18 protein-coding genes are annotated in these 20,502 nt (G+C 68.6%); 13 read left to right on the forward strand and 5 right to left on the reverse strand.

Annotated features, from left to right (window positions below; all coding sequences use genetic code 11):
• A partial coding sequence (locus ELR45_RS40195) for a M20/M25/M40 family metallo-hydrolase (protein WP_240759030.1) occupies window positions 1–681 on the reverse strand: 681 nt, incomplete at its 3' end.
• Window positions 682–1,005: 324 nt separating this feature from the next.
• On the opposite strand from ELR45_RS40195, the gene ELR45_RS00415 reads away from it, so the two are divergent.
• Window positions 1,006–1,278, forward strand: coding sequence for a GntR family transcriptional regulator (locus ELR45_RS00415; RefSeq protein WP_129662555.1), 273 nt, complete (start codon window positions 1,006–1,008; stop codon window positions 1,276–1,278).
• 94 nt (window positions 1,279–1,372) lie between these two features.
• Here ELR45_RS00415 and hemQ read toward each other — a convergent pair whose 3' ends face one another.
• Both hemQ and hemG read right to left on the reverse strand, forming a co-directional pair.
• Window positions 1,373–2,077 carry a hydrogen peroxide-dependent heme synthase gene (gene hemQ / locus ELR45_RS00420; RefSeq protein WP_129662557.1) on the reverse strand — a complete coding sequence of 235 codons (705 nt, stop codon included), beginning with the start codon at window positions 2,075–2,077 and terminating at the stop codon, window positions 1,373–1,375.
• On the reverse strand, window positions 2,074–3,555 hold the full coding sequence (gene hemG / locus ELR45_RS00425) for a protoporphyrinogen oxidase (protein ID WP_129663374.1): 1,482 nt from the start codon (window positions 3,553–3,555) through the stop codon (window positions 2,074–2,076). The genes hemQ and hemG overlap by 4 nt, the downstream gene beginning before the upstream one ends.
• A 216-nt stretch (window positions 3,556–3,771) precedes the next feature.
• Between hemG and ELR45_RS00430 the strand changes: the two genes are divergently transcribed.
• Window positions 3,772–4,689, forward strand: a complete 918-nt coding sequence (locus tag ELR45_RS00430) for a DUF4349 domain-containing protein (RefSeq protein ID WP_165367329.1) — start codon at window positions 3,772–3,774, stop codon at window positions 4,687–4,689.
• 212 nt (window positions 4,690–4,901) lie between these two features.
• Here the strand turns inward: ELR45_RS00430 and hemE are convergent, their stop codons facing one another.
• Window positions 4,902–5,915, reverse strand: a complete 1,014-nt coding sequence (gene hemE / locus ELR45_RS00435) for a uroporphyrinogen decarboxylase (RefSeq protein ID WP_129662561.1) — start codon at window positions 5,913–5,915, stop codon at window positions 4,902–4,904.
• 67 nt (window positions 5,916–5,982) lie between these two features.
• Here hemE and ELR45_RS00440 point away from each other — a divergent pair, with 67 nt between their 5' ends.
• Together ELR45_RS00440 and ELR45_RS00445 are read left to right on the forward strand one after the other, a co-directional pair.
• Window positions 5,983–6,633, forward strand: coding sequence for a DUF3000 domain-containing protein (locus ELR45_RS00440; RefSeq protein ID WP_205855615.1), 651 nt, complete (start codon window positions 5,983–5,985; stop codon window positions 6,631–6,633).
• On the forward strand, window positions 6,630–7,835 hold the full coding sequence (locus ELR45_RS00445; RefSeq protein ID WP_129662565.1) for a ribonuclease D: 1,206 nt from the start codon (window positions 6,630–6,632) through the stop codon (window positions 7,833–7,835). Before ELR45_RS00440 ends, ELR45_RS00445 begins: the two co-directional genes overlap by 4 nt.
• A 36-nt stretch (window positions 7,836–7,871) precedes the next feature.
• Here ELR45_RS00445 and ELR45_RS00450 read toward each other — a convergent pair whose 3' ends face one another.
• Window positions 7,872–9,275 (reverse strand): protoporphyrinogen/coproporphyrinogen oxidase, encoded by a 1,404-nt coding sequence (locus tag ELR45_RS00450; RefSeq protein ID WP_129662567.1) that lies wholly within the window; start codon window positions 9,273–9,275, stop codon window positions 7,872–7,874.
• 235 nt (window positions 9,276–9,510) lie between these two features.
• On the opposite strand from ELR45_RS00450, the gene ELR45_RS00455 reads away from it, so the two are divergent.
• The 9 genes from ELR45_RS00455 to ELR45_RS36310 form a co-directional block, all read left to right on the forward strand.
• Complete coding sequence (locus ELR45_RS00455) at window positions 9,511–10,233, forward strand: DNA alkylation repair protein (RefSeq protein WP_129662569.1); 723 nt, start codon at window positions 9,511–9,513, stop codon at window positions 10,231–10,233.
• Window positions 10,234–10,495: 262 nt separating this feature from the next.
• The gene (locus ELR45_RS00460) at window positions 10,496–11,746 is read left to right on the forward strand and encodes a thiolase family protein (RefSeq protein WP_129662571.1); all 1,251 of its coding nucleotides are present in this window, start codon (window positions 10,496–10,498) and stop codon (window positions 11,744–11,746) included.
• Window positions 11,743–13,863 carry a 3-hydroxyacyl-CoA dehydrogenase NAD-binding domain-containing protein gene (locus tag ELR45_RS00465; protein ID WP_420813786.1) on the forward strand — a complete coding sequence of 707 codons (2,121 nt, stop codon included), beginning with the start codon at window positions 11,743–11,745 and terminating at the stop codon, window positions 13,861–13,863. The genes ELR45_RS00460 and ELR45_RS00465 overlap by 4 nt, the downstream gene beginning before the upstream one ends.
• Before the next feature lie 168 nt (window positions 13,864–14,031).
• Complete coding sequence (locus ELR45_RS00470) at window positions 14,032–15,480, forward strand: aldehyde dehydrogenase family protein (RefSeq protein WP_129662575.1); 1,449 nt, start codon at window positions 14,032–14,034, stop codon at window positions 15,478–15,480.
• A gap of 178 nt (window positions 15,481–15,658) precedes the next feature.
• Window positions 15,659–16,123: a MaoC family dehydratase gene (locus ELR45_RS00475; protein ID WP_129662577.1), complete on the forward strand. Its 465-nt coding sequence runs from the start codon at window positions 15,659–15,661 to the stop codon at window positions 16,121–16,123.
• A 23-nt stretch (window positions 16,124–16,146) separates the two neighbouring features.
• Window positions 16,147–17,079, forward strand: coding sequence for an SDR family NAD(P)-dependent oxidoreductase (locus ELR45_RS00480; protein ID WP_205855616.1), 933 nt, complete (start codon window positions 16,147–16,149; stop codon window positions 17,077–17,079).
• Window positions 17,076–18,704, forward strand: coding sequence for an AMP-binding protein (locus tag ELR45_RS00485; protein ID WP_129662578.1), 1,629 nt, complete (start codon window positions 17,076–17,078; stop codon window positions 18,702–18,704). The genes ELR45_RS00480 and ELR45_RS00485 overlap by 4 nt, the downstream gene beginning before the upstream one ends.
• Window positions 18,701–19,879 carry an acyl-CoA dehydrogenase family protein gene (locus ELR45_RS00490; RefSeq protein ID WP_129662580.1) on the forward strand — a complete coding sequence of 393 codons (1,179 nt, stop codon included), beginning with the start codon at window positions 18,701–18,703 and terminating at the stop codon, window positions 19,877–19,879. The genes ELR45_RS00485 and ELR45_RS00490 overlap by 4 nt, the downstream gene beginning before the upstream one ends.
• A gap of 96 nt (window positions 19,880–19,975) precedes the next feature.
• Window positions 19,976–20,502 (forward strand): thiamine pyrophosphate-binding protein (locus ELR45_RS36310; RefSeq protein WP_205855617.1); only part of this gene is annotated, 527 nt, incomplete at its 3' end.

A 20,502-nucleotide genomic window follows, 5' to 3' on the forward strand; every position in this document is an offset into this window, starting at 1 on the left:
ATGCGAAAGCATCGATCCGTGGCCCGCTGTGCCGTCCACGGTCAGCCGCATCCAGGCGATCCCCTTCTGCGCCGTCTCGATCAAGTAGAGCCGCAGGTCGTCCCGGACGGTGAGGCTGAACCCGCCGACTTCGCCGATTGCCTCTGTCACGCCGTCGAACAGCTCCGCGTGGTGGTCCACGGCCCAGTGCGCACCGAGCTTGCCGCCGGCCTCCTCGTCGGCCAGGAACGCGAGTACGACGGGCCGGCCCGGGAGCCGTCCCGCGCGTACCCGGTCGCGGATCACCGACAGGACCATCGCGTCCATGTCCTTCATATCGACCGCGCCCCGGCCCCATACACAGCCATCGGCGATCTCGCCGGAGAACGGATCATGCGTCCAGTCGGCGGCGTTGGCCGGGACCACATCCAGGTGTCCGTGGATCAGCAGCGCGTCGGTCCGGGACGGATCCGCTCCGTCGATCCGTGTCACCACCGAAGTCCTACCGGGCTCGGACTCGAAGACCGTGGTGTCCAGCCCGATCTCGTCCAGCTGCTCCGCCACGTATTCCGCGGCGCTCCGTTCGCCCGGGCCGCTACCGTCGCCGAAGTTGCTGGTGTCGATCCGGATCAGGTCACGGCAGAGATCGACGACCTCGGCATCGGGTCGAGCGTGCGTAGCGGCGGTGGTCGAAGGCGTCATGGACAATAGCTTAGGACCATGTGGCTTCCTCGCTCTGGACGCCCGGCAGGATCGCTGTATTATCTATGCCACTACGCTATTTATGACGCTGTTTGTGACGTTACGTACCCAAAGCCGTGACCGACGCCGACGTAAGCCATTCGCTGAGAATTCTCAAGCCCACTCTAGACACTCGTTCTTAAGCCCACACTAGACACTTGACCTGCTTGTTTAGCGAATCCCGTTCGGCTATGCTCGGCGCTATGCCGCGGCACGGACATTCACCATCTTCCAACTCCGGAATCGAAACTGAACACTAAGGAACTCGTAGAAGGAATTGAAACCGTGACAATTCAAGACTTCGATCCCGACGTCCGCGGATCCCAGTACGTGTACCAGAGGCTCGCCGACCACATCGAGGCGCGTGTGCGGGCTCGCCAGATCGAGTCCGGCTCCCGGCTACCTGCCGAGCGCGAGCTCGCCCATGAGTATCGCGTCTCGGTCGGCACCGCCCGCCGGGCCACGAAGGAGTTGCGCGAGCGCCGGCTCGTGATCACCGTCCCGGCGAAAGGCAACTTCGTGACCAGCTCGATCCCCGAGCCGCGCCAAGGGGAATGAGGGCCGAGGCACGCCGTGGCGTCTCAGCCTGCCGTGTCCCTCTCGTGGGGCGGTTCGCATGTCACACACCTATGTGTTGATGCGGTGAACCGCCTCACGGGAGCGCGGCGACCAGCTCTTCGACGGGCACACGGCGGCCGGTGTAGAACGGCACCTCTTCACGCACATGCCGCCGCGTCGCCGACCCGCGCAGGTGCCGCATAAGGTCGACGATGCGATGCAGCTCGTCAGCTTCGAAGGCCAGCATCCATTCGTAGTCACCGAGCGCGAACGAGGAGACGGTGTTGGCTCGCACGTCCGGATAGTCCCGGGCCATCTGGCCGTGTTCGGCCAGCATCGCACGCCGCTCTTCGTCGGGCAGCAGATACCACTCGTAGGAGCGGACGAACGGATAAACGCACACGTACGCCCTCGCCTCCTCCTCGGCCAGGAACGCAGGCACGTGGCTCTTGTTGAACTCCGCCGGCCGGTGCAGCGCGGCCTGCGACCAGACCGGTTCCAGCTGTGCGCCCAGACCGGTCCGCCGCAGGCGGTGGTAAGCCGTCTGGAGTTCGTCCATCGAGGGTCCGTGCCACCAGATCATGAAGTCCGCGTCGGCGCGCAGCCCGCCGACGTCATACATGCCCCTGACCACGACATCCTTGCCGGCCAGCTCGTCGAAGAGACTGGTGACTCCGGCCGTCATCGGGGCGCGGTCGGCGTCACCCAGCGGCCCCCGCATCCGGAACACCGACCACATGGTGTATCGGATGACATTGTTCAGATCACGGGCCTTGGGACGGGAAGACTGCTCGCTCATGGCTCGATCCTGGCATGCCCACCGGCCGGGTCCGCAGGCGCCTGTGCCGTGGTGATCCGGACTGCGGCCTGCCGGGCTGCCGCGACGCATGCAGCGATGCCGACGCCGTCGTAGATCGCCCCGCACACTGCCAGACCGGGTAGCCGCGAGACGGCGTCCCGGACGCGTGCCATGCGGCCGAGGTGCCCGACTGCGAACTGCGGCAGACCTCCGCCCCATCGGGTGACCCTCGCGTCGATCGGCCGGCCCGTCATGCCGACCGCCGTGCCCAGGTCGCCCAGGACAGCGTCTACGAGCTCGTCGTCGGACCGTTGCAGCTGCTCGGCGTCCCGGTGCCTGCCGATGGAGGCTCTCAGCAGCACAAGATCACCGGCGCTTTCTCCCAGCCACGGCCATTTCACCGACGAGTACGTCACGGCCTTGATCGTCCGGCCGTCAATCGGCGGCACGAGGAAACCCGACGACGACGCCGGCTCCGGGAAAGACTCCGCGGGCATGGCAAGCGTCACGACGGCCATGCTCGCTGTCTCGATCGCAGCGAGCTCCATCGCCGCCGCATCACAGACGTCACCCAGCAGCCGTGCCGCCGACGACGACGGTACCGCCAGGATCACCGCATCCGCCTCGATGACCTCGGGCGCCGGAACGGGACCGGTGACCAGCCGCCAGATTCCCCCGGAACGCTCCAGCTCGCGCACGACGACGCCGGTCCGGATCTTGGCGCCTGAGGCCTGTGCCACCGCGGCCGGTAGCCGCCCGATGCCCCCGGCGAGACCGGCGAACGCCGGAGCGGACGGTCCGGTCGGCGCTTGCTGAAGCGAGCGCACAGCGGCCGTCAACGTCGGGTGCTCACGCGCCGCGGAACCCAGCGCGGGCACGGTCGCGTCCAGGGACAACTCGTCGGCGTGACCGGCGTACACGCCGCCCAGCAGCGGCTCCACCAGCCGGTCCACGACGGCGCGTCCGAGCCGGCCGGCCACCAGGTGGCCGATCGAGACATCGTCGTGCAGCGGCATCGGCGTCGAGCCGTCCGCACCGCTCCGATCGCGATCAGCGGCCGCGCGCACCTCGTCCTCGGCGAGTAGACCCGCCAGCGACGACGGGTCGGAGGGCACCCCCATGACCGTCCCCGTAGGCATCGGATGGATGGCGTCCCTGCTCCACACTCCCGCGCTGACCGGCGCCGGATGCACGATGTCTTCGCCGAGCCCGACGGCGCGGGCCAGCTCCACCGCCTCCGGACGCCTCGCCAGCAAGGACTCGGCCCCTTCATCGACCGGCAGGCCGGCGACTTCGGACACGCGAAGGTGCCCGCCGACCTCGTCCCGTTGTTCGAACACCGTGATCTCGGCGTCGTCGCCCAGCGCGTCCCGCAGGAACCAGGCCGCGGCCAGGCCGCTGATACCTCCACCGACCACCGCGATGTGCGGGCGGCCCGGCCCCGCCGTACGGCCCGACCAGACGGACTCGGCCGCCATCGGTTCCTCCGAAACCACGATCGTCACCAGCTTTCCACTGTCTTGTGGCTTAAGTGTGACCGCCGGAGCGCAACCGTTCCTGTCCGGGCCCGCGTCCGATCATCGAACGGATCGGGCCCGGTTCGCAGGACAGCACGCGCACGGCGACAACGTCACCACCGTGCCGACCATGGAAGGACAGCCATGAAACGACGGACTGTAGTAGCTTACGCGGCCGTGGCAACGCTCCTCACGCTCACGGCTTGCGGAGGTTCGGACAACGACAGCGGCGAAAGCGCAGCCGCAGACGCCCCCGCACAGAACCGTGCCGAGGAGGACTCCGGCGGCGAAGAGTCCCGCGACGAGGCGTCCGGCGAAGCCGGTGACTCAGACGAGTCGGCGGACTCCTCGGGGGGCGTGATCACCCAGATCCAGGACGAGGCGCTGAACCGGAACATCATCTACACCATCGACTTACAGATCGGCGTCGCCGACGCCGCGCAGGCATCCGGTGAGGCCGCGTCTCTCGCCCGCACCGCCGGCGGCTTCGTCGCGCGGGAGAACACCACCGAGCGCACGTCCACGCTCACCTTGCGTATCCCCACCGACGAGTACGCCGACGCGGTCGAGGACCTGCAGGAGCTCGGCGAGGTCGTCCACCGTGACACCGAGACGGAGGATGTCACCCAGGACGTCGTCGACACCGAGTCACGGATCAGCTCGCAGCGGCAGAGCATCGCACGCATCCGGGAACTGCTCGGCGAAGCGACTGACCTCAGCGATGTCATCGACATCGAATCCGAGCTGGCCCGCCGGGAGGCGGACCTGGACGCGCTGCTGAGCCGCCAGGAACGGCTGTCGGATCTGACGTCGCTGGCGACGGTCAACGTCACGTTCTCCGAGAATGACGACGAAGAGGAAGAGGAGGACGAAGAAGCGTTCGGCTTCATTCGCGGCTTAAGTGGGGGCTGGGATGCATTCACCACCACGCTGTCGGTAGGCGCAGGCGTGATAGCCGCGACGCTGCCCTTCCTCGTTCTGCTCGCCCTCATCGCAGTGCCCACGTGGATCTGGTTCCGGCGCCGTCGCCCGCAATCGCCGGCCGCTCGCACGGCTACGCCCACGGGTACGCCCGACGTCCCCCCGTCGGCATAATTCGCGCGCATGGAGTCGATCGCAGGCCCGCCCTGCACAGAAGGAGGCGGGGATGGAGAAATTCTGCGATCGATCTTCGGACGGCGGCAGATCAACGCAACCAGCTGGCTCAAGCCCCCCGCCGGCCGCGTGAGAGTGAGCAGAAATTCTCCCTCCCCACCGGCCTTTCAGCTTGGGGCGCTCTGGATGCGCTGGGAGGACGCGCCCGGCGTTCAGGAGGCGACGCGTTGAACGCGCTCGACGACGCGGGCCAGGACGTCCGGATCGGTGGAGGGCAGCACGCCGTGACCGAGGTTGAATACGTGCCCCGGGGCGGCGCGCCCTTCCCCCACGATCCGGTCCACGTCCGCCTCGATGACGGTCCAGTCCGCAAGCAGCAGCGCCGGATCGAGGTTGCCCTGCAGCGACGCCCCCGGCACCCGGCGTGCCGCCTCGTCGAGCGGGAGCCGCCAGTCGACCCCGACGACCTCTGCGCCGGCCTCGGCTATCAAAGGCAGGAACTCCGATGTCCCCACCCCGAAGTGGATCCGTGGCACATCGGTGACCTCGGCCAGCACGGCAGCACTGTGCGGCAGGACGTAGCGTTCATACTCGGACCTGGACAGCGCTCCGGCCCACGAGTCGAACAGCTGGACCACATCGGCCCCGGCGTCGATCTGGACCCGCAGGAACGTGGCGGTGATCTGGGCGACGCGGGCGAGCAGCTCGTTCCAGGTGTCGGGCTCACTGTGCATCAGCGCCTTGGTCCGCTCATAGTGCCGTGAAGGCCCGCCTTCCACGAGGTAGGACGCGAGCGTGAACGGCGCTCCGGCGAAGCCGATCAGCGGCGTGCCCCCGAGTTCACCGACCAGTCCCTGCACCGACTCGGTCACGAAGGCGACGTCGTCCGGTGTGAGCGGAGGCAACCGGTCCAGGTCGGACCGGCCACGCACCGGCTCCGCGACGACAGGTCCCACCCCGGGCTTGATCTCGACGTCCACGCCCGCGGCACGCAGCGGGACGACGATGTCGGAGAAGAAGATGGCCGCGTCGACGCCGTAGCGGCGCACCGGTTGCATCGTGATCTCTACCACCATGTCCGGCCGGCGGCACGACTCGAGCATCGGCACGCCTTCTCGGACCTTCCGGTACTCGGGCAGCGACCTGCCTGCTTGACGCATGAACCACACGGGTGGACGCTCAGTTCGCTCCCCGCGGCACGCGCGGACCAGAAGGCTATCGTTCACATCTCAATCGTGGCATGCCGGGCGCGCCTCGCTGACAGCGGGCGCATTCGGGCCTAACCTGCGATATGTGGCGAGCAGCAGTGAGCGGCTCCAACCGGAGACACCGGCCGCCTTCCTCAGGGCGGTCGAGACGTTGCGCTCTGCCCAGTTCCGCGCCGAGGTGCAGCTGGAAGAGCCCCCCGCGCCGAAACGGCTGGCGACGTACACGTTCGCGCTCAGCGCGGATGTCATCGTCGACGACGAGCACGACCCAGACCCCGATCCAGTAGCCACAGGACGGCTCGTCCTCCTCCACGAGCCCGATGGCCACGAGGCATGGCACGGAGACTTCCGGCTGGTGACCTACATCCGGGCCAGTCTCGAACCGGAGATGGGCGCGGACCCCCTGTTGCTCGCGGTCGCCTGGACGTGGCTGACCGATGCTCTCGAGGCTCGCTCCGCGCCCTACACCGCTGCCAGCGGAACCGTGACCCGGGTCAACTCCGAGGGGTTCGGCGGCATGGCCGACGAGCCGCCGACCTGCGAGGTCGAGATCCGTGCGTCGTGGACTCCGCAGGTCTCCGAGACCAGCTCGGGGCGCGCCGTCGTCCAGGAGCCCGATCTCGAACCGCACGCCCTCGCCTGGGGAGACGGCCTCACTATGGCAGCCGGTCTGCTGCCTCTGCCCGCGGGTGTTGTGGCCATGCCGGCACTACGACCGAAGCAACGGCGCCGGTGACCGAAGAGACCCCCGTCCTTCTCACTGAGCCACGGGACGGGCTGCCAGACGTCATCGAGGACGACGATGCGCTACAGACCGCGCTGGAGGCGGTCGCCGCCGGTCATGGCCCGGTCGCGATCGACGCGGAACGAGCCTCGGGCTACCGCTACGGCCACCGGGCTTACCTGGTGCAGTTGCGACGAGCCGGGGCGGGCACGTTCCTGATCGATCCACTGGGTGTGCCGGACCTCACCGCCCTGGGTGAGGCGATCGGCGATGCCGAATGGGTGCTGCACGCCGCCAGCCAGGACCTCCCGTGCCTCAGCGACATCGGTATGTGGCCGGCGGCGCTCTTCGACACCGAGCTGGCTGGACGTCTGCTCGGCCTGCCGCGCGTCGGGCTGGGACCATTGGTCGAGAGTGTCCTCGGGTTCCACCTGGAGAAGGGACACTCGGCGGCGGACTGGTCGACCCGGCCGTTACCCGAGGCGTGGTTGCGATACGCGGCACTCGATGTCGAGCTGCTGATCGAGCTGAGGGACGCGCTCGAGGCGCAGCTGCGCGACAGCGGCAAGCTGGAGTGGGCTCAGGAGGATTTCGCCGCGATCGTGGCCGCGCCGCCGCCCGAACCCCGCGCCGACCCGTGGCGTCGCACGTCGGGCGTGCACCGGGTACGGGACCGCCGCGGTCTCGCTGTGGTTCGCCAGCTCTGGCTCGAGCGGGACGACCTCGCCCGGATCCGAGACATCTCCCCCGGCCGGATACTTCCCGACGCGGCCATCGTCGATGCGGCGCTGTCCCAGCCGGCCACCGCGGCCGACCTGGCCAAGCTGCCGGTCTTCAAGGGGCGTGCCCAGCGGCGTGAGCTCAACAGGTGGTTCGGCGCGATCGCTGCCGCGCGGGCGCTCGAGAAGGAGGACCTGCCGCCCCAGACAGCCCGCTACGACGGACCGCCGCCCGCGCGCAGCTGGGCCTCACGGGAACCGGAGGCCGCCGCGCGCCTCGCCGCGGCTCGGAACGCGCTGAGCGAGATCGCCGAACAGCACAGTCTGCCCGTCGAGAACCTGCTCACGCCCGATACCCTCCGCCGGGTGGTCTGGAACCCGCCGGAGCCGCCCACAGTGGAGACCGTCGCCGCGGCCTTCCGGGAGCGAGGAGCACGCGAGTGGCAGATCAGGCTGACCGCCCGGGCTGTCGCGGAAGCCCTGACCGCACCCTGATCTCCAGCAGCGCGGTTCTCCAGCAGCGTGGCGCGATCAATGCCCGCCGTCGGTCCGGGAGAAACGTTCCCGTGCCACCGTCCAGGCGTACCGGTCGAAGCGCCCGTCGTCGCGAATCGCCTCGACGGCGTCGTAGGCCATCAACAATGCCTGGTGAACGTTGTCGAAGACGAACAGGCCCTGCCGGCCCAGCGTGACGATCCGTCGGATCATCCTCGCCCACGCGTCGACCTCCGCCAGGTCCTCCTCGTAGCCGAGCCGGTAGATGGGGTACACCTGTCCGAGCCGGCGGGTCTCCACGTGGACACGGTTCACGCTGGGCAGACCGGTCAGGCCCAATGTCTCGTCCACCAGGTCCGCCAGCGACTCGTCGTCCAGGCCCCACACTTCATCGGTCATAGAGCACGGAATCTCGGCACAGAGCACCGAGTGGTCGTCCGGGTCGCCGGGGTTGTCGCGGTAGTTCGTCGGCTCGGATATCCGCAGCACCGGGGTCCGCGGGTCCGGAATGTCGTGTGAGTCGTACCGGCTCCACTGGCCACCCTCGTGCACGATGTAGACCAGCAACATGGCACGGTAGCGCAGCCGCGCGGCCGACTCGATGGAGGTCAGCGATGGCGCCGGCCGCGAGATGCGGGCCAGAACCGGCAGCGGCAGGGTGGAGAAGACCAGCCCGCCGGTGACCACGTCACCATCCTGGGTGCCGACCTCGACCTCGTCCTCGTAGACGCGGACCCGGTCGACCTCCGCCTCGAGCTTGATGTCGACGCCCGCGTCGGCCGCAGCATTCGCCAGGGCTTCGACCAGCTCGCCGAACCCGTTCCGGGGGTAGTAGTAGCCGCTCGCCGTCTGCTGTTGCTTCCGCCGCAACCTGCCCACCGCACGACCGGCGACCTTCCACGCGCTCAGCCGTGCCGACTGCCGGTACGCCTGCTCGGCGCTGATGCCGTCGCCCGGCATGCCCCACTGCTTCTCCGCCAACGGCCCATAGACGGTCTCATAGAGTGCGGGGCCGACACGGCTCTGAACCACGCTGGCGTAGCTCTCCTCGCTCCCGCGCCGGAACGACATCGTGGCGGAGTCTTTGGCGATGCGGGCCAGCAGCGACGGCGGTAGCCGCCGGGTCACCTCGTCGGCGCGCAACGGCAACGACAGCCACTGGTCACCCACCCGGATACGGCTGGACCGGCTTCGCAGCTGAAGATCTTCGCCCAACAGCGACTGCAGGTCGCCGAGCAGTGCCGGCGGAGTCGACCGGTCGAGCCGGTGCGAGCCCTGGTCACACCGGATCCCCGCCACCTCCACCGTGGCGGCCATACCGCCGACATGGTCCGCACGCTCGAGCAGGGTGACCTTGAAACCACGCTGCGCAGCGCGCCACGCGGCGACCAGGCCCGCCGGGCCGGCGCCGATGACGATGAGGTCGTGAGAAGTACCCATGGGGACCGCCAGCCTATCTCTCCATATCCCTTTCACGGCAGGGACACGCGGTCCTCTTGCGGCACGTGAAGAACCGTACGCGGCGAACGGCTCCAATATCCGGTTCCAGCATCGCAGGGCGAACGGTTCCAACATCGCAGGTAGTAGCCGCCCGACCGTCCAATTGTCACGATCATGGCGCTGATCAGGCTGACCCGGGCGCGAGGAATGTCGCGGAGGATCTAATGTTGTCGCCGTGAGCCGTGAGGACGGACGTTTGGTGATCGAGATCCGCGACGCGCTGCACGCTGCGGCGGACCCGGTTAAGGCTGAGCCCATGCGGGCGTATATGAAGTCCGAGATGCCGTTCCTTGGCGTCCAGAAGCCGGCCCGGGCTAGAGTTCTGCGCGCGGTTCTACGTACTCGTGCGCTGCCCGATCGAGACGCGTGGGAGTCGACGGTCAGGGCTCTGTGGGACGAGGCGACGTTCCGCGAGGAGCGCTACGCGGCCACCGATGTGGCTCAGGCACGTCCGTATGCCGAGTGGGCGCATGACCCGGCGGCGCTTCCGCTGTACGACCACCTCATCGTCACGGGCGCGTGGTGGGACCACGTCGACGACGTCGCGATCCGGCTGGTCGGCCGTGTGCTGCGGACCGACCCGGCAGCCGCGGCACCACTGGTACGGACCTGGTCGCGCGATCCGGACCGGTGGCGCCGGCGCACCTCGGTCATCTGCCAGGTCGGGGCCGGAGAAGAGACCGATGTCGAGCTCCTCCGCGAATGTGTGCTCGCCAATATCTACGACCCGGACTTCTTCCTGCGCAAGGGAATCGGCTGGGCGCTTCGTCAGTACGCCAAGCACGACCCGGCGTGGGTCCGCACCTTCGTGTCCATCCATTACGAGCAGCTCTCCCCTCTCTCCCGCCGGGAGGCTCTGCGCAACATCCTGGCCAACACCCCCATCACCACCAGCTGACTCCGCTCATGCCAGCGGCGAGAACGAACACTCGCCATGACACGGAAGCAGATCAACCCAGCGGGGACGAGGGATCTTCTGCGACCGATCTTCTTCCCGGCGGCAGACCAACGCAACCACCACACCAAACGGCCCGCCGGCCGCGTGAGAGCGAGCAGAAATCCCTCCTCCCCGCGGGACCCCAACCCACCATGGCGAGTATTGTTACTCGCGAGTAGCATGGCCCCAATACCACCGCCGTCTGCCCCACGCAGGAGGTTCCGTGTCCCCGTCCACCAGACACCTTCGTGACGCCGCGTTCATCGACGGCGTCCGCACCCCGTTCGGCAAAGCGGGCGGCATGTACGCCGAGACCCGGGCCGATGACCTCATCGTCAACTGCATCCGCGAACTCCTGCGCCGCCACCCGTCACTACCGCCCGAACGCATCGGCGACGTCGCCATCGCGGCCACGAACCAGATGGGCGACCAGGGCCTCACCATCGGGCGTTCCGCGGCGCTGCTGGCGGGTCTCCCCCGATCCGTTCCGGGGTACGCGATCGACCGCATGTGCGCAGGCGCGATGACCGCGGTCACCACCGCCGCCAGCGGCATCGCCTTCGGCGCCTACGACGCCGTGATCGCCGGCGGGGTGGAGCACATGGGCCGGCACCCCATGGGTGAGGGCATCGACCCGAACCCGCGCTTCCTCTCCGAGAAGCTGGTCGATCCATCCGCACTCGTCATGGGGAACACGGCGGAGAACCTGCATGACCGGTTCCCGCACCTCACCAAGGAACGGGCCGACGCCTTCGCCGCCGCCAGCCAGGCGAAGCTGGCCAAGGCCTACGCCGACGGCAAGGTCCAGCCCGATCTGGTGCCGGTGGCCACCCGTAGCCAGGAAGAGGGCTGGGGACTTGCCACCGTCGACGAGCCGCCCCGCCCGGACACCACGGTCGAAGGGCTGGCCGGGCTACGCACGCCTTTCCGTCCGCATGGACGGGTCACGGCGGGTAACGCCGCCGGACTCAACGACGGCGCGACAGCAGCGCTGTTGACCGACACCGGCACCGCCGCTGAGCTTGGCCTCGCGCCGAGGATGCTGCTCGTCTCCTACGCTTTCACCGGCGTGGAGCCCGAGGTGATGGGCGTCGGCCCCATCCCGGCTACTGAGCGCGCGCTGCGGCAGGCGGGCCTCACTATCGACGACATCGGCCTGATCGAGATCAACGAGGCGTTCGCGGTCCAGGTGCTCGCGTTCCTCGACCACTTCGGCCTTCCCGACGACGACCCGCGGGTCAACTCCTATGGCGGGGCCATTGCCGTGGGTCATCCCCTGGCGTCGTCCGGTGTCCGGCTGATGACACAGCTGGCCCGCCAGTTCGAGGAGCGTCCCGACGTCCGATACGGGATCAGCACGCTCTGCGTCGGCCTCGGCATGGGCGGCACCGTCGTCTGGGAGAACCCGCACCATACCGCCACTCGCACCGGTGACCAGAACATCGCAGACCAGCACGAGGAGGACGCTGCCTGATGACCACCACAGAGACCGGGCCTGGGCTCGCCTTTCCGGACGAGGTCGTCAGCCACGCTCACCTGCGCTTCGTCGAACTTCCCCTGAATGCCGGGAAGGCCGCGCTGATCACGCTCGACAACGGGCTGGACCACAAGAAGCCGAACACCCTGGGCCCGACGACGTTGCGGGGCCTCGAGCGGGCCATCGACGCCGCCTACGCGGAGCCAGGCGTCGTCGCTGTCGCCGTCACCGGCAAGCCGTTCATCCTCGCCGCGGGCGCCGACCTCAAGGGCATGGCGCTGCTTACCCACCGCGAACAGGCCATCGACGTGGCCAGGCTCGGCCACCGAGTGCTCGGGAAGCTGGGCGACGGCCCGGTTCCTACGTTCGGGCTGATCAACGGCATGGCGCTGGGCGGCGGCCTAGAGGTCGCGTTGAACTGCACCTACCGGACGGTGAGCAGAGCGGCCGCCGGACTGGCGCTGCCTGAGGTCTTCCTCGGCCTGATTCCCGGCTGGGGCGGCGCTTGGCTGCTGCCCAACACCGCCGGCCCCGAGACCGCGGTGAAGGTCATCATCGAGAACCCGCTGAACCAGAACCGGATGCTCTCCGGCCCTCAGCTGGAGAGCCTCGGCATCGCGGACGCGACGCTTGACGCCGCGGACTTCATCGAGCAGTCGTTGACCTGGGTGGCCAAGCTCATCCGTGGCGACGTCACCGTCGAGCGCGCGTCGATCGACCGCACCGAGGAGGCGTGGGAGGCAGCTGTCGCACGCGGGCGGGCCATCGCCGACGGCAAGGTGCACGGCGCCGCACCGGCGCCGTACCGTGCCCTCGAGTTGCTCTCCGCCGCGCGGACCTCCAGCAAGGCCGAGGGCTTCGCAGCCGAAGACGAAGCGCTCGCGGACCTGGTGATGTCCGAGGAGCTTCGGGCGGGCCTCTATGCCTTCGACCTCACACAGCGCCGCGCCAAGCGCCCGGCCGGGGCACCGGACAGGGAGCTGGCCCGGCCGGTCACAAAGGTCGGCGTCGTCGGCGCCGGGCTGATGGCCAGCCAGCTGGCGTTGCTCTTCCTGCGCAGGCTCGAAGTTCCGGTGGTCATGACTGACCTCGACCAGGAACGGGTGAACCGCGGCGTCGGCTACGTGCACGGCGAGGTGGACAAGCTGCTCGGTAAGGGCCGTCTCTCCGCTGACCATGCCAACCGTCTCAAGGGGCTGGTCAGCGGTTCGACTGACCAAGCCGTCTTCGCCGACGCCGACTTCGTCATCGAGGCGGTCTTCGAGGAGATGGACGTCAAGAAGCAGGTCCTGGGCCAGCTGGAGTCGGTCGTGTCCGCGGAGTGCGTCCTGGCGACCAACACGTCATCGCTCTCGGTCTCCGAGATGGCCTCGGCGCTGAAGGCTCCGGGGCGGGTCGTCGGATTCCACTTCTTCAACCCCGTCGCCGTACTCCCGCTTCTCGAGGTGGTCCGCGCGGAGCAGACCGACGACGCGACGCTGGCCACCGCGTTCGCCACCGCCAAAGAGCTGAAGAAGTCCGCGGTGCTGGTCAAAGACGCGCCCGCGTTCGTCGTCAACCGGATCCTGCTCCGCGTCACGGCCGAGGTCTTCAGGGCGGCCGACCGGGGAACCCCCCTTCAACTCGTCGACAACGCGCTGCTGAAGCTGGGTCTGCCGATGTCGCCGTTCGCCTTGCTGCAGCTGGTGGGTCCGGCCGTCGCGCTACACGTGCTGGAGTCACTGCATGCCGCGTTCCCTGACCGCTACCCGGTGTCGCAGAATCTGCGCCGCCTCGTCGAAGCCGGCAAGCCTGGCCTGTGGTCGTGGGACGAGCAGGGCAGGCCCTATCTCGATGACGACACCGCCGCGCTGATCGAGCAGGGTGACACCCAGCTGAGCGAGGATGAAGTGGTCGAGGCGGTTCTCTCCGCTACGGCCGAGGAGATCCGGTTCATGCTCGACGAGGGCGTGGTCGCGGAGCCACAGGACATCGACCTGTGCATGATCCTCGGCGCCGGCTGGCCGTTCCATATGGGTGGCGCCACACCGTATCTGGACCGTACGGGGATCGCCGAGAAGGTCACCGGCCGGCGTTTCCTGCCCAGAGGCGTCGCGAGCCTGCCCGCCTCGTAGGACGTTCGCGTATATCGCTCACACCCATGAGGTCATCGGTCTTCCGAGAGGCAGAAACAGCCCGCGATACGTGCAGCACGCATGCTTACGCTGCGTAGAACATGCGTCTGCTCGATGAAGAGCAGACGCATGTGAAAACGCGGGCTGCACACTCTCCGGGAGATCCTCATGGCAACCAATGGTCAGCTCTTCATCGGCGGCACATGGACCGCTGGAGCTGAAGGAACCACGTTCGACACGGTCGATCCCGCTACCGGCGAGATCCTCGGCACCGCGGTAGAGGCCACCGAAGCCGATGTCGATGCGGCCGTTGAGGCGGCTGACCGCGCGTTCTCCGACCCCACGTGGCGCGGGATGACTCCCGCGGCGCGCGGGCGGCTCCTGTGGCGCATCGCCGACCTGGTCGAGGAACACGCCGCGGAGCTGGGCGAACTTGAGAGCAAGGACCAGGGACAGGCGTTCGGGTTCGCCCAGGGCAGCATGTCCGGCGCTGCTGAGATGCTGCGCTACTACGCCGGCTGGTGCACCAAGATCACCGGCACCGTCTCACCCGTGTCGGTGCCCGGGATGCTGCACTACACGCGCCGCGAGCCCGTGGGCGTGTGCGCCCTGATCACCCCCTGGAACTTTCCTTTGGCGATCGCCGTATGGAAGCTGGCGCCTGCGCTGGCAACCGGCAACACTGTCATCCTCAAGCCGGCCGAGCAGACACCCCTGACCACGACTCGGCTGGTCGAGCTCTGTGCCGAGGCCGGCGTGCCCGACGGCGTGGTCAACCTGCTGACCGGTGGTCCCGACGTCGGTCGCCGGCTTGTCCAGCACGAGGGCGTCGACAAGGTGTCGTTCACGGGGTCGACCGAGGTGGGACGCGAGATCGTGCGGGACTCCGCCGGCAATCTCAAGCGCGTCAGCCTCGAGCTCGGCGGCAAGGCGCCCAGCATCGTCATGAAAGACGCCGACATCGATGCCGCTGTCACCGGCAACCTACTCGGCGGACTCGTCAACAGCGGGCAGGCGTGTGCCGCATACAGCCGGTTCTATGTGGACTCCAGCCGGGTCGAGGAGTTCACCGAGAAACTGGCGGGCGCCATGTCAGGGATGACGGTGGGCCCGGGTATGTCCCCGGACACGCAGCTCGGTCCGCTGGTGTCGTCCGAGCATCTTCAGAAGGTCGAGAGCTATGTCGAGCGGGGCATCGAGCAGGGTGCGCAGATCGTGGTCGGAGGTAGCCGGCCGGGTGGCGACCTCGCGTCCGGGTTCTTCTTCGAGCCGACCCTGTTCCGTGGCGTCGACCACTCGATGCAGATCGCCCGAGAGGAGATCTTCGGCCCGGTCTTGCCGATCATCGCCTATGACGACCCCTCCGACCTCGTCAGCCGCGCCAACGACACGCCATACGGCTTGGTCGCCTGCGTGTGGACGTCGGACGTCGCTCAGGGGCATCGGCTAGCCGCGGACATCCGCGCCGGCGAGGTCTTCGTCAACACCCTGCCGGCGCTCGATCCCGCGGCGCCATGGGGCGGGTTCAAGGCGAGCGGCTGGGGACGCGAGATGGCGGCCGACGCGTTGGATGCCTACACCGAGACGAAGGGTGTCTGGATCAACGTCGGAACGTAGTGACGGCGGGCCACCGCTCTGAGGTTTTCCCGGCACACCCGTTTCTGCCATCGGCTCTTCCGCATATCGGGAAGGTGCCTTGCTGGCGGGTTGCTTTCTGGCCAGAGTGCAGTTGCTGGCGATGCGTGGAAGCTCGCCCGGGCCCTTGCCTTCGGCCGCACCAACAGATCGGGAGCACATGTCTGACTCCGCTGTCCTGTCCGCACCCGTGGACCAGATCCGAACCCTTGAAGGGGCCACCTTCGGCCCGTCCTCCTGGCGAGAGATCGGCCAGAACGACATCGACGTCTTCGCACGCCTCACCGGCGACGACAACCCGATCCACGTCGATGCCGACGTCGCCGCGAAGTCTCCGTACGGCACGCGCATAGCCCACGGTCTGCTGACGCTCAGTGCGGTCGTGCCGATGTTGCGCGAGGTGTTCTCGGTGACGGGTGTGTCGATGGGCCTCAACTACGGCCTGAACCGGGTGCGTTTCCCCGCTGCCGTTCCGGCAGGTGCGCGGGTCCGCATCCACGGCCACGTCACCGAGGTGACCGAGGTCTCCGGCGGCTGGCAGGCCGTGCTCTCTGTGACGTACGAAGTCGAGGGCAACGAGAAGCCGGCGTGCGTGGCTGAGTTCGTCCTGAGGTTCTACGTATGAGGAGCGGAGCGCGACCAGACAACATGAGCGGCGACATCAGCTTGGCGGGCCGGGTCGCTATCGTCACCGGCGCCGGCCGGAGCCTCGGAAAGGCGTACGCGAAGGTTCTCGCCGGCTCTGGGGCAGCCGTCGTCGTCAACGACATCGACGCCGACGCCGCGCAGGACGTGGTCGCTCAGATCACCTCGGCAGGCGGCCGGGCCACCGCCGTCGTCGCCCCTGTCGGTCCCGCCGCGACCGCGGACGCCCTGGTGGAGGCCGCGCGCTCGACCTTCGGCCGGCTCGATGTCCTGGTGGCGAACGCGGGCGTCCTCCGTGACCGTGTGCTGTGGAAGATGTCCGACGAGGACTTCGACCTCGTGGTCGACACCCACTTGAAGGGCACCTTCACCTGCGGGCGTGCCGCCGCCGTCGCCATGCGCGAGCAGGGAGAGGGCGGGCGCATCATCGTCATCGGCTCCCCCGCAGGGCAGTTCGGCAGCCTCGGGCAGACGAACTACTCGGCGGTCAAAGCCGGCCTGGTCGCCATGGCACGGACGTGGTCGCTGGAGCTCGCGCGGTTCGGCATCACCGCGAACGCGGTCGTGCCGACGGCGCTGTCCCCGATGACGGCGACCATCCCGGCGTACGCCCAGCTCTATGAGGACTATCTCGCGGGAGCGCCGATCCCGCCGAAGTACCGCAAGGAGAACGCCCTCGGGACACCGGAGGACGTCGCGCCCCTGATCGTGTGGCTCGCCTCCGAACGTTCCGCCGACGTCACCGGGCAGGCTCTCGGCATCGGGGGTGACCGCCTCACCCTGTACGGCCATCCGCAGGTGCTGCGGACCGTCGACCACGACGACGGCTGGGCAGCGGATCAGATCGACCAGGCCTGGCGTGAGACGCTCGGAGAGCACGCTCAGCCGTCCGGACCGCCGCGCAAGGACGACGGGCACAAGGAAACCGCGCGATGAGACTCGGAAGGTATACCGACGTCTGGCAGGGAATCGCCCAGGCTTGCCCGGACCGGCTCGCGGTCGTCAGCCGGGACCGACGGCTGACCTATCGCGAGTTCACCGAGGAGGCCGCCGCCGTAGCCAGGTATCTCGAGCGCTGCGGGGTCCGCCCGGGTGACTCGGTCGCCGTCTACTGCTACAACCGGCCGGAGTTCCTGGTCGTGCTGCACGCGTGCCTGGCGACGGGTGTGGCGCCGGTTCCGGTCAACTTCCGGTACCGGGCGAGGGAGCTCCGTGGCCTCCTCCTCGACGCCGAGGCGCGTGTACTCGTCCACCCGGCTTCGCTCAGGGTCGTCGCGGCCGAGGCCGCCGCGGGACTCGACCGACCGCCGGCGTTGCTGCGGCTCGACGACGGGGAGGACCTCGTCCCACACACGGAACCAGCGCCCGCAGCGGTCGCGTACCGTGACGTCGTCGCTGAGCCGGGGACGCTTCCGCCGACCCCGCCGCCCGGCGGTGAGCTGCGGCTCTACACCGGTGGGACCACCGGGCTGCCGAAGGCCGTCGTCTGGGACGCCGACCACCTTCTGGACGGGAAGATCTTCTCGACCTACACCCTGGTCGGGCTCGACGCCCCGCGGTCGGTTGCCGAGGCCGTCACGATCGCCGCCGACCCGGCGACTCCCCGCGTGGCTGCCCTTCCGCTGGCCCCCTTCATGCACGGCACAGCGCTGTTCACCGCGCTCAACGCGCTCGTGCTCGGCGGCACCGTCATCATCCACGCCTCGCCGCGCCTGGACTCCGAAGAGGTGTTGCGGCTGATCCACGACGAAGGAGCCACGCGCCTCGTGCTGGCCGGTGAGGCCGTCGCGCTTCCGCTCGTGACGGCCGCCGAGCGGGCGGCCACCGGACTCGGACAGGTGCGGTCGGTGCTCAGCTCCGGCATGCGGCTCAGCGATGAGACGAAGCGCCGGTTACATGCGCTCACCGACCTGACCATCGTCGACCTGCTGGCCGCCACCGAGGGCGGGCCGTTCGCCACTGCCATCACCAGCGGTATCGACGACCTGCCCAGCCGGTTCCGGCTCATGCCCGAGGCAGCGGTCCTCGACGACGACGGCGTCGAGGTGCAGCACCGCGTCGGCGCGCTCGGGCGTCTCGCCTACCGGGGCGCGCTCCCGAAGGGCTACTTCCGGGACGAGGCGAAGACCCGCGCCGCCTTCCCCGAGATCGGCGGGCGGCGCTATGTGGTGCCGGGCGACTGGGCCCGCGTCCTCGACGCCGACGGGCACATCGAGCTCCTCGGGCGCGGCAGCGCGGTGGTGAACACCGGCGGGGAGAAGGTCTACCCGGCCGAGGTCGAACAAGCGCTGCTGGAGCACGCGGACGTCGACGACGTCGTGGTGTTCGGCGTTGCGGACCCCAGGTTCGGTGAGGCCGTCACAGCCGTCATCGTTCCCGCGGCCGGTGCGTCCATCGACCTGCAGGACCTCGCGGATTACCTCGACCAGCGCCTCGCCGGCTACAAGAAGCCCCGGCACGTCCTGCTGAGGGACTCGCTCGAACGCAGCCCGCACGGCAAGGTCGACCTCACCCGCCTCAAACAGGACGCGGCGGCGGAACTCGTGCAGGCGCGGACATGACCGCGTTCACTGCCACCGACCTGTTCGGTTTCGCCACCGAGCTGAGTGAGGTCGAGCGCACGAAGCTGCATGCGCTCGAAGTTCTGCTCGACGAGCGCGTGCGTCCCCATCTCGCCGACTGGTGGGAGCGTGCCGAGTGTCCGGTGCATCTGCGCGCTGAGCTCGCCCGTTTGCGGCTCGAGGACGATCCTGACCTGCTCCGTGAAGACGGCATGCTCAACCCGCACTACGTGGGCTTCCGCCATTTCATGATGGCGAGGTGCGACCTGTCGGTCGCCACCCTCTACGGGGGCCAGGTGGGCATGTTCCGCACGGTGGTGCGTGAGGGCGGCTCCGCCGAGCAGCGGGCCAGGCTCGACCCGCTCATCGTCTCCTTCGACCTGACCGGATGCTTCGCGCTGACCGAGCCGGACCACGGCTCCGACGTGGCTCGCGGACTCGAGACCAGTGCGACGCGCAGCGGGGACACGTGGCGGCTCACCGGCCACAAACGCTGGATCGGGAACGCGGCCCTGTCCGACGTGATCGTCGTCGTCGCGAAGGACACCGCCGACGGCACGGCCAAGGCCTTTCTGGTGCCGCGCGAGGCACCCGGGGTCACCATCAGCGACGTGGGCAGCAAGCTCAGTCTCCGGATGGTGCGCAACGCCGACATCCGGCTCAGCGACGTGAAGATCGACGAGTCGCAGCGGCTGCAGGGGATCGACTCCTTCGCCGATATCGCCGCGATCCTCGCCAGCCTGCGCCCCGTCGTGGCCTGGAACGCGGCGGGCATGCAGGCCGGCGCCTACGAGGCCGCCCTGAGCTATGCCCGTGAACGGCACCAGTTCGGCCGGCCTATCGCCGGCTACCAGCTCATCCAGGAGAAGCTCGCCCGGATGCTCGGGAACGCGACCGCGTCACTGGCGATGGCCGCCCGGCTCACCGAGCTGCGGAGCCGGCACCAGGGAGGCGACGAGCACTCGGCGCTGACGAAAGCGTGGGTGAGTGATCGGCTCCGTGAGACCGTCGCGCTCGCGCGGGATGTCTGCGGCGGTGAGGGCATCCGCATCGCGAACGATGTGGCGCGGTACTTCGCCGACGCCGAAGCCGTCTACACCTACGAAGGAACCCGAGAGATCAACAGTCTCATCGTCGGGCGTGCCGCGACCGGAATCAGTGCGTTCACCTGCTGAACGGGGTCCCGGCTCCCGCTACCCCGCCGCATTATCCTGGCGGCGGTCACCCCGGCCACCACGACAGAGGAGTGGACCACGAGTGAGGAGCGGACAATGACTGAACGGATCACGGTCGCCGAGGCTGTCGGCCGGACGATCGCCGCGCTGGGTGCGTCGCACATCTTCGGCGTCGTGGGCAGTGGCAACTTCCATGTGACGAACGCGTTGATCGATGCGGGTGTGCCGTTCACGGCTTCTCGCCACGAGATGGGCGCGGCGTGCATGGCTGATGCCTACAGCCGGGCCACCGGCGAGGTGTCGGTCATCAGCGTCCACCAGGGGTGCGGTCTGACGAACGCGCTCACGGGCATCGCCGAGGCCGCGAAGTGCCACACCCCGGTGCTCGTCCTCACCGGTGACACCGTCACCGGGAACGTGACGGACAACTTCTACATCGACCAGGACGCGGCCGTCGCCGCCGTCGGGGCGAAGCCGGCGCGGATCCATTCGGCGGCCTCGGCAGTGACGGACGCCGCCCATGCCTTCCACACCGCTCTGTCGGAACGGGCCACCGTGGTGCTGTCTATGCCGGTGGACATCCAGGACGAGCTAGTGGAGTTCGACGAGGCCGGCATCCCGCC

Origin of the sequence: Phytoactinopolyspora endophytica (assembly GCF_004138495.1) — a bacterium.
GTDB lineage: Bacteria > Actinomycetota > Actinomycetes > Jiangellales > Jiangellaceae > Phytoactinopolyspora > Phytoactinopolyspora endophytica.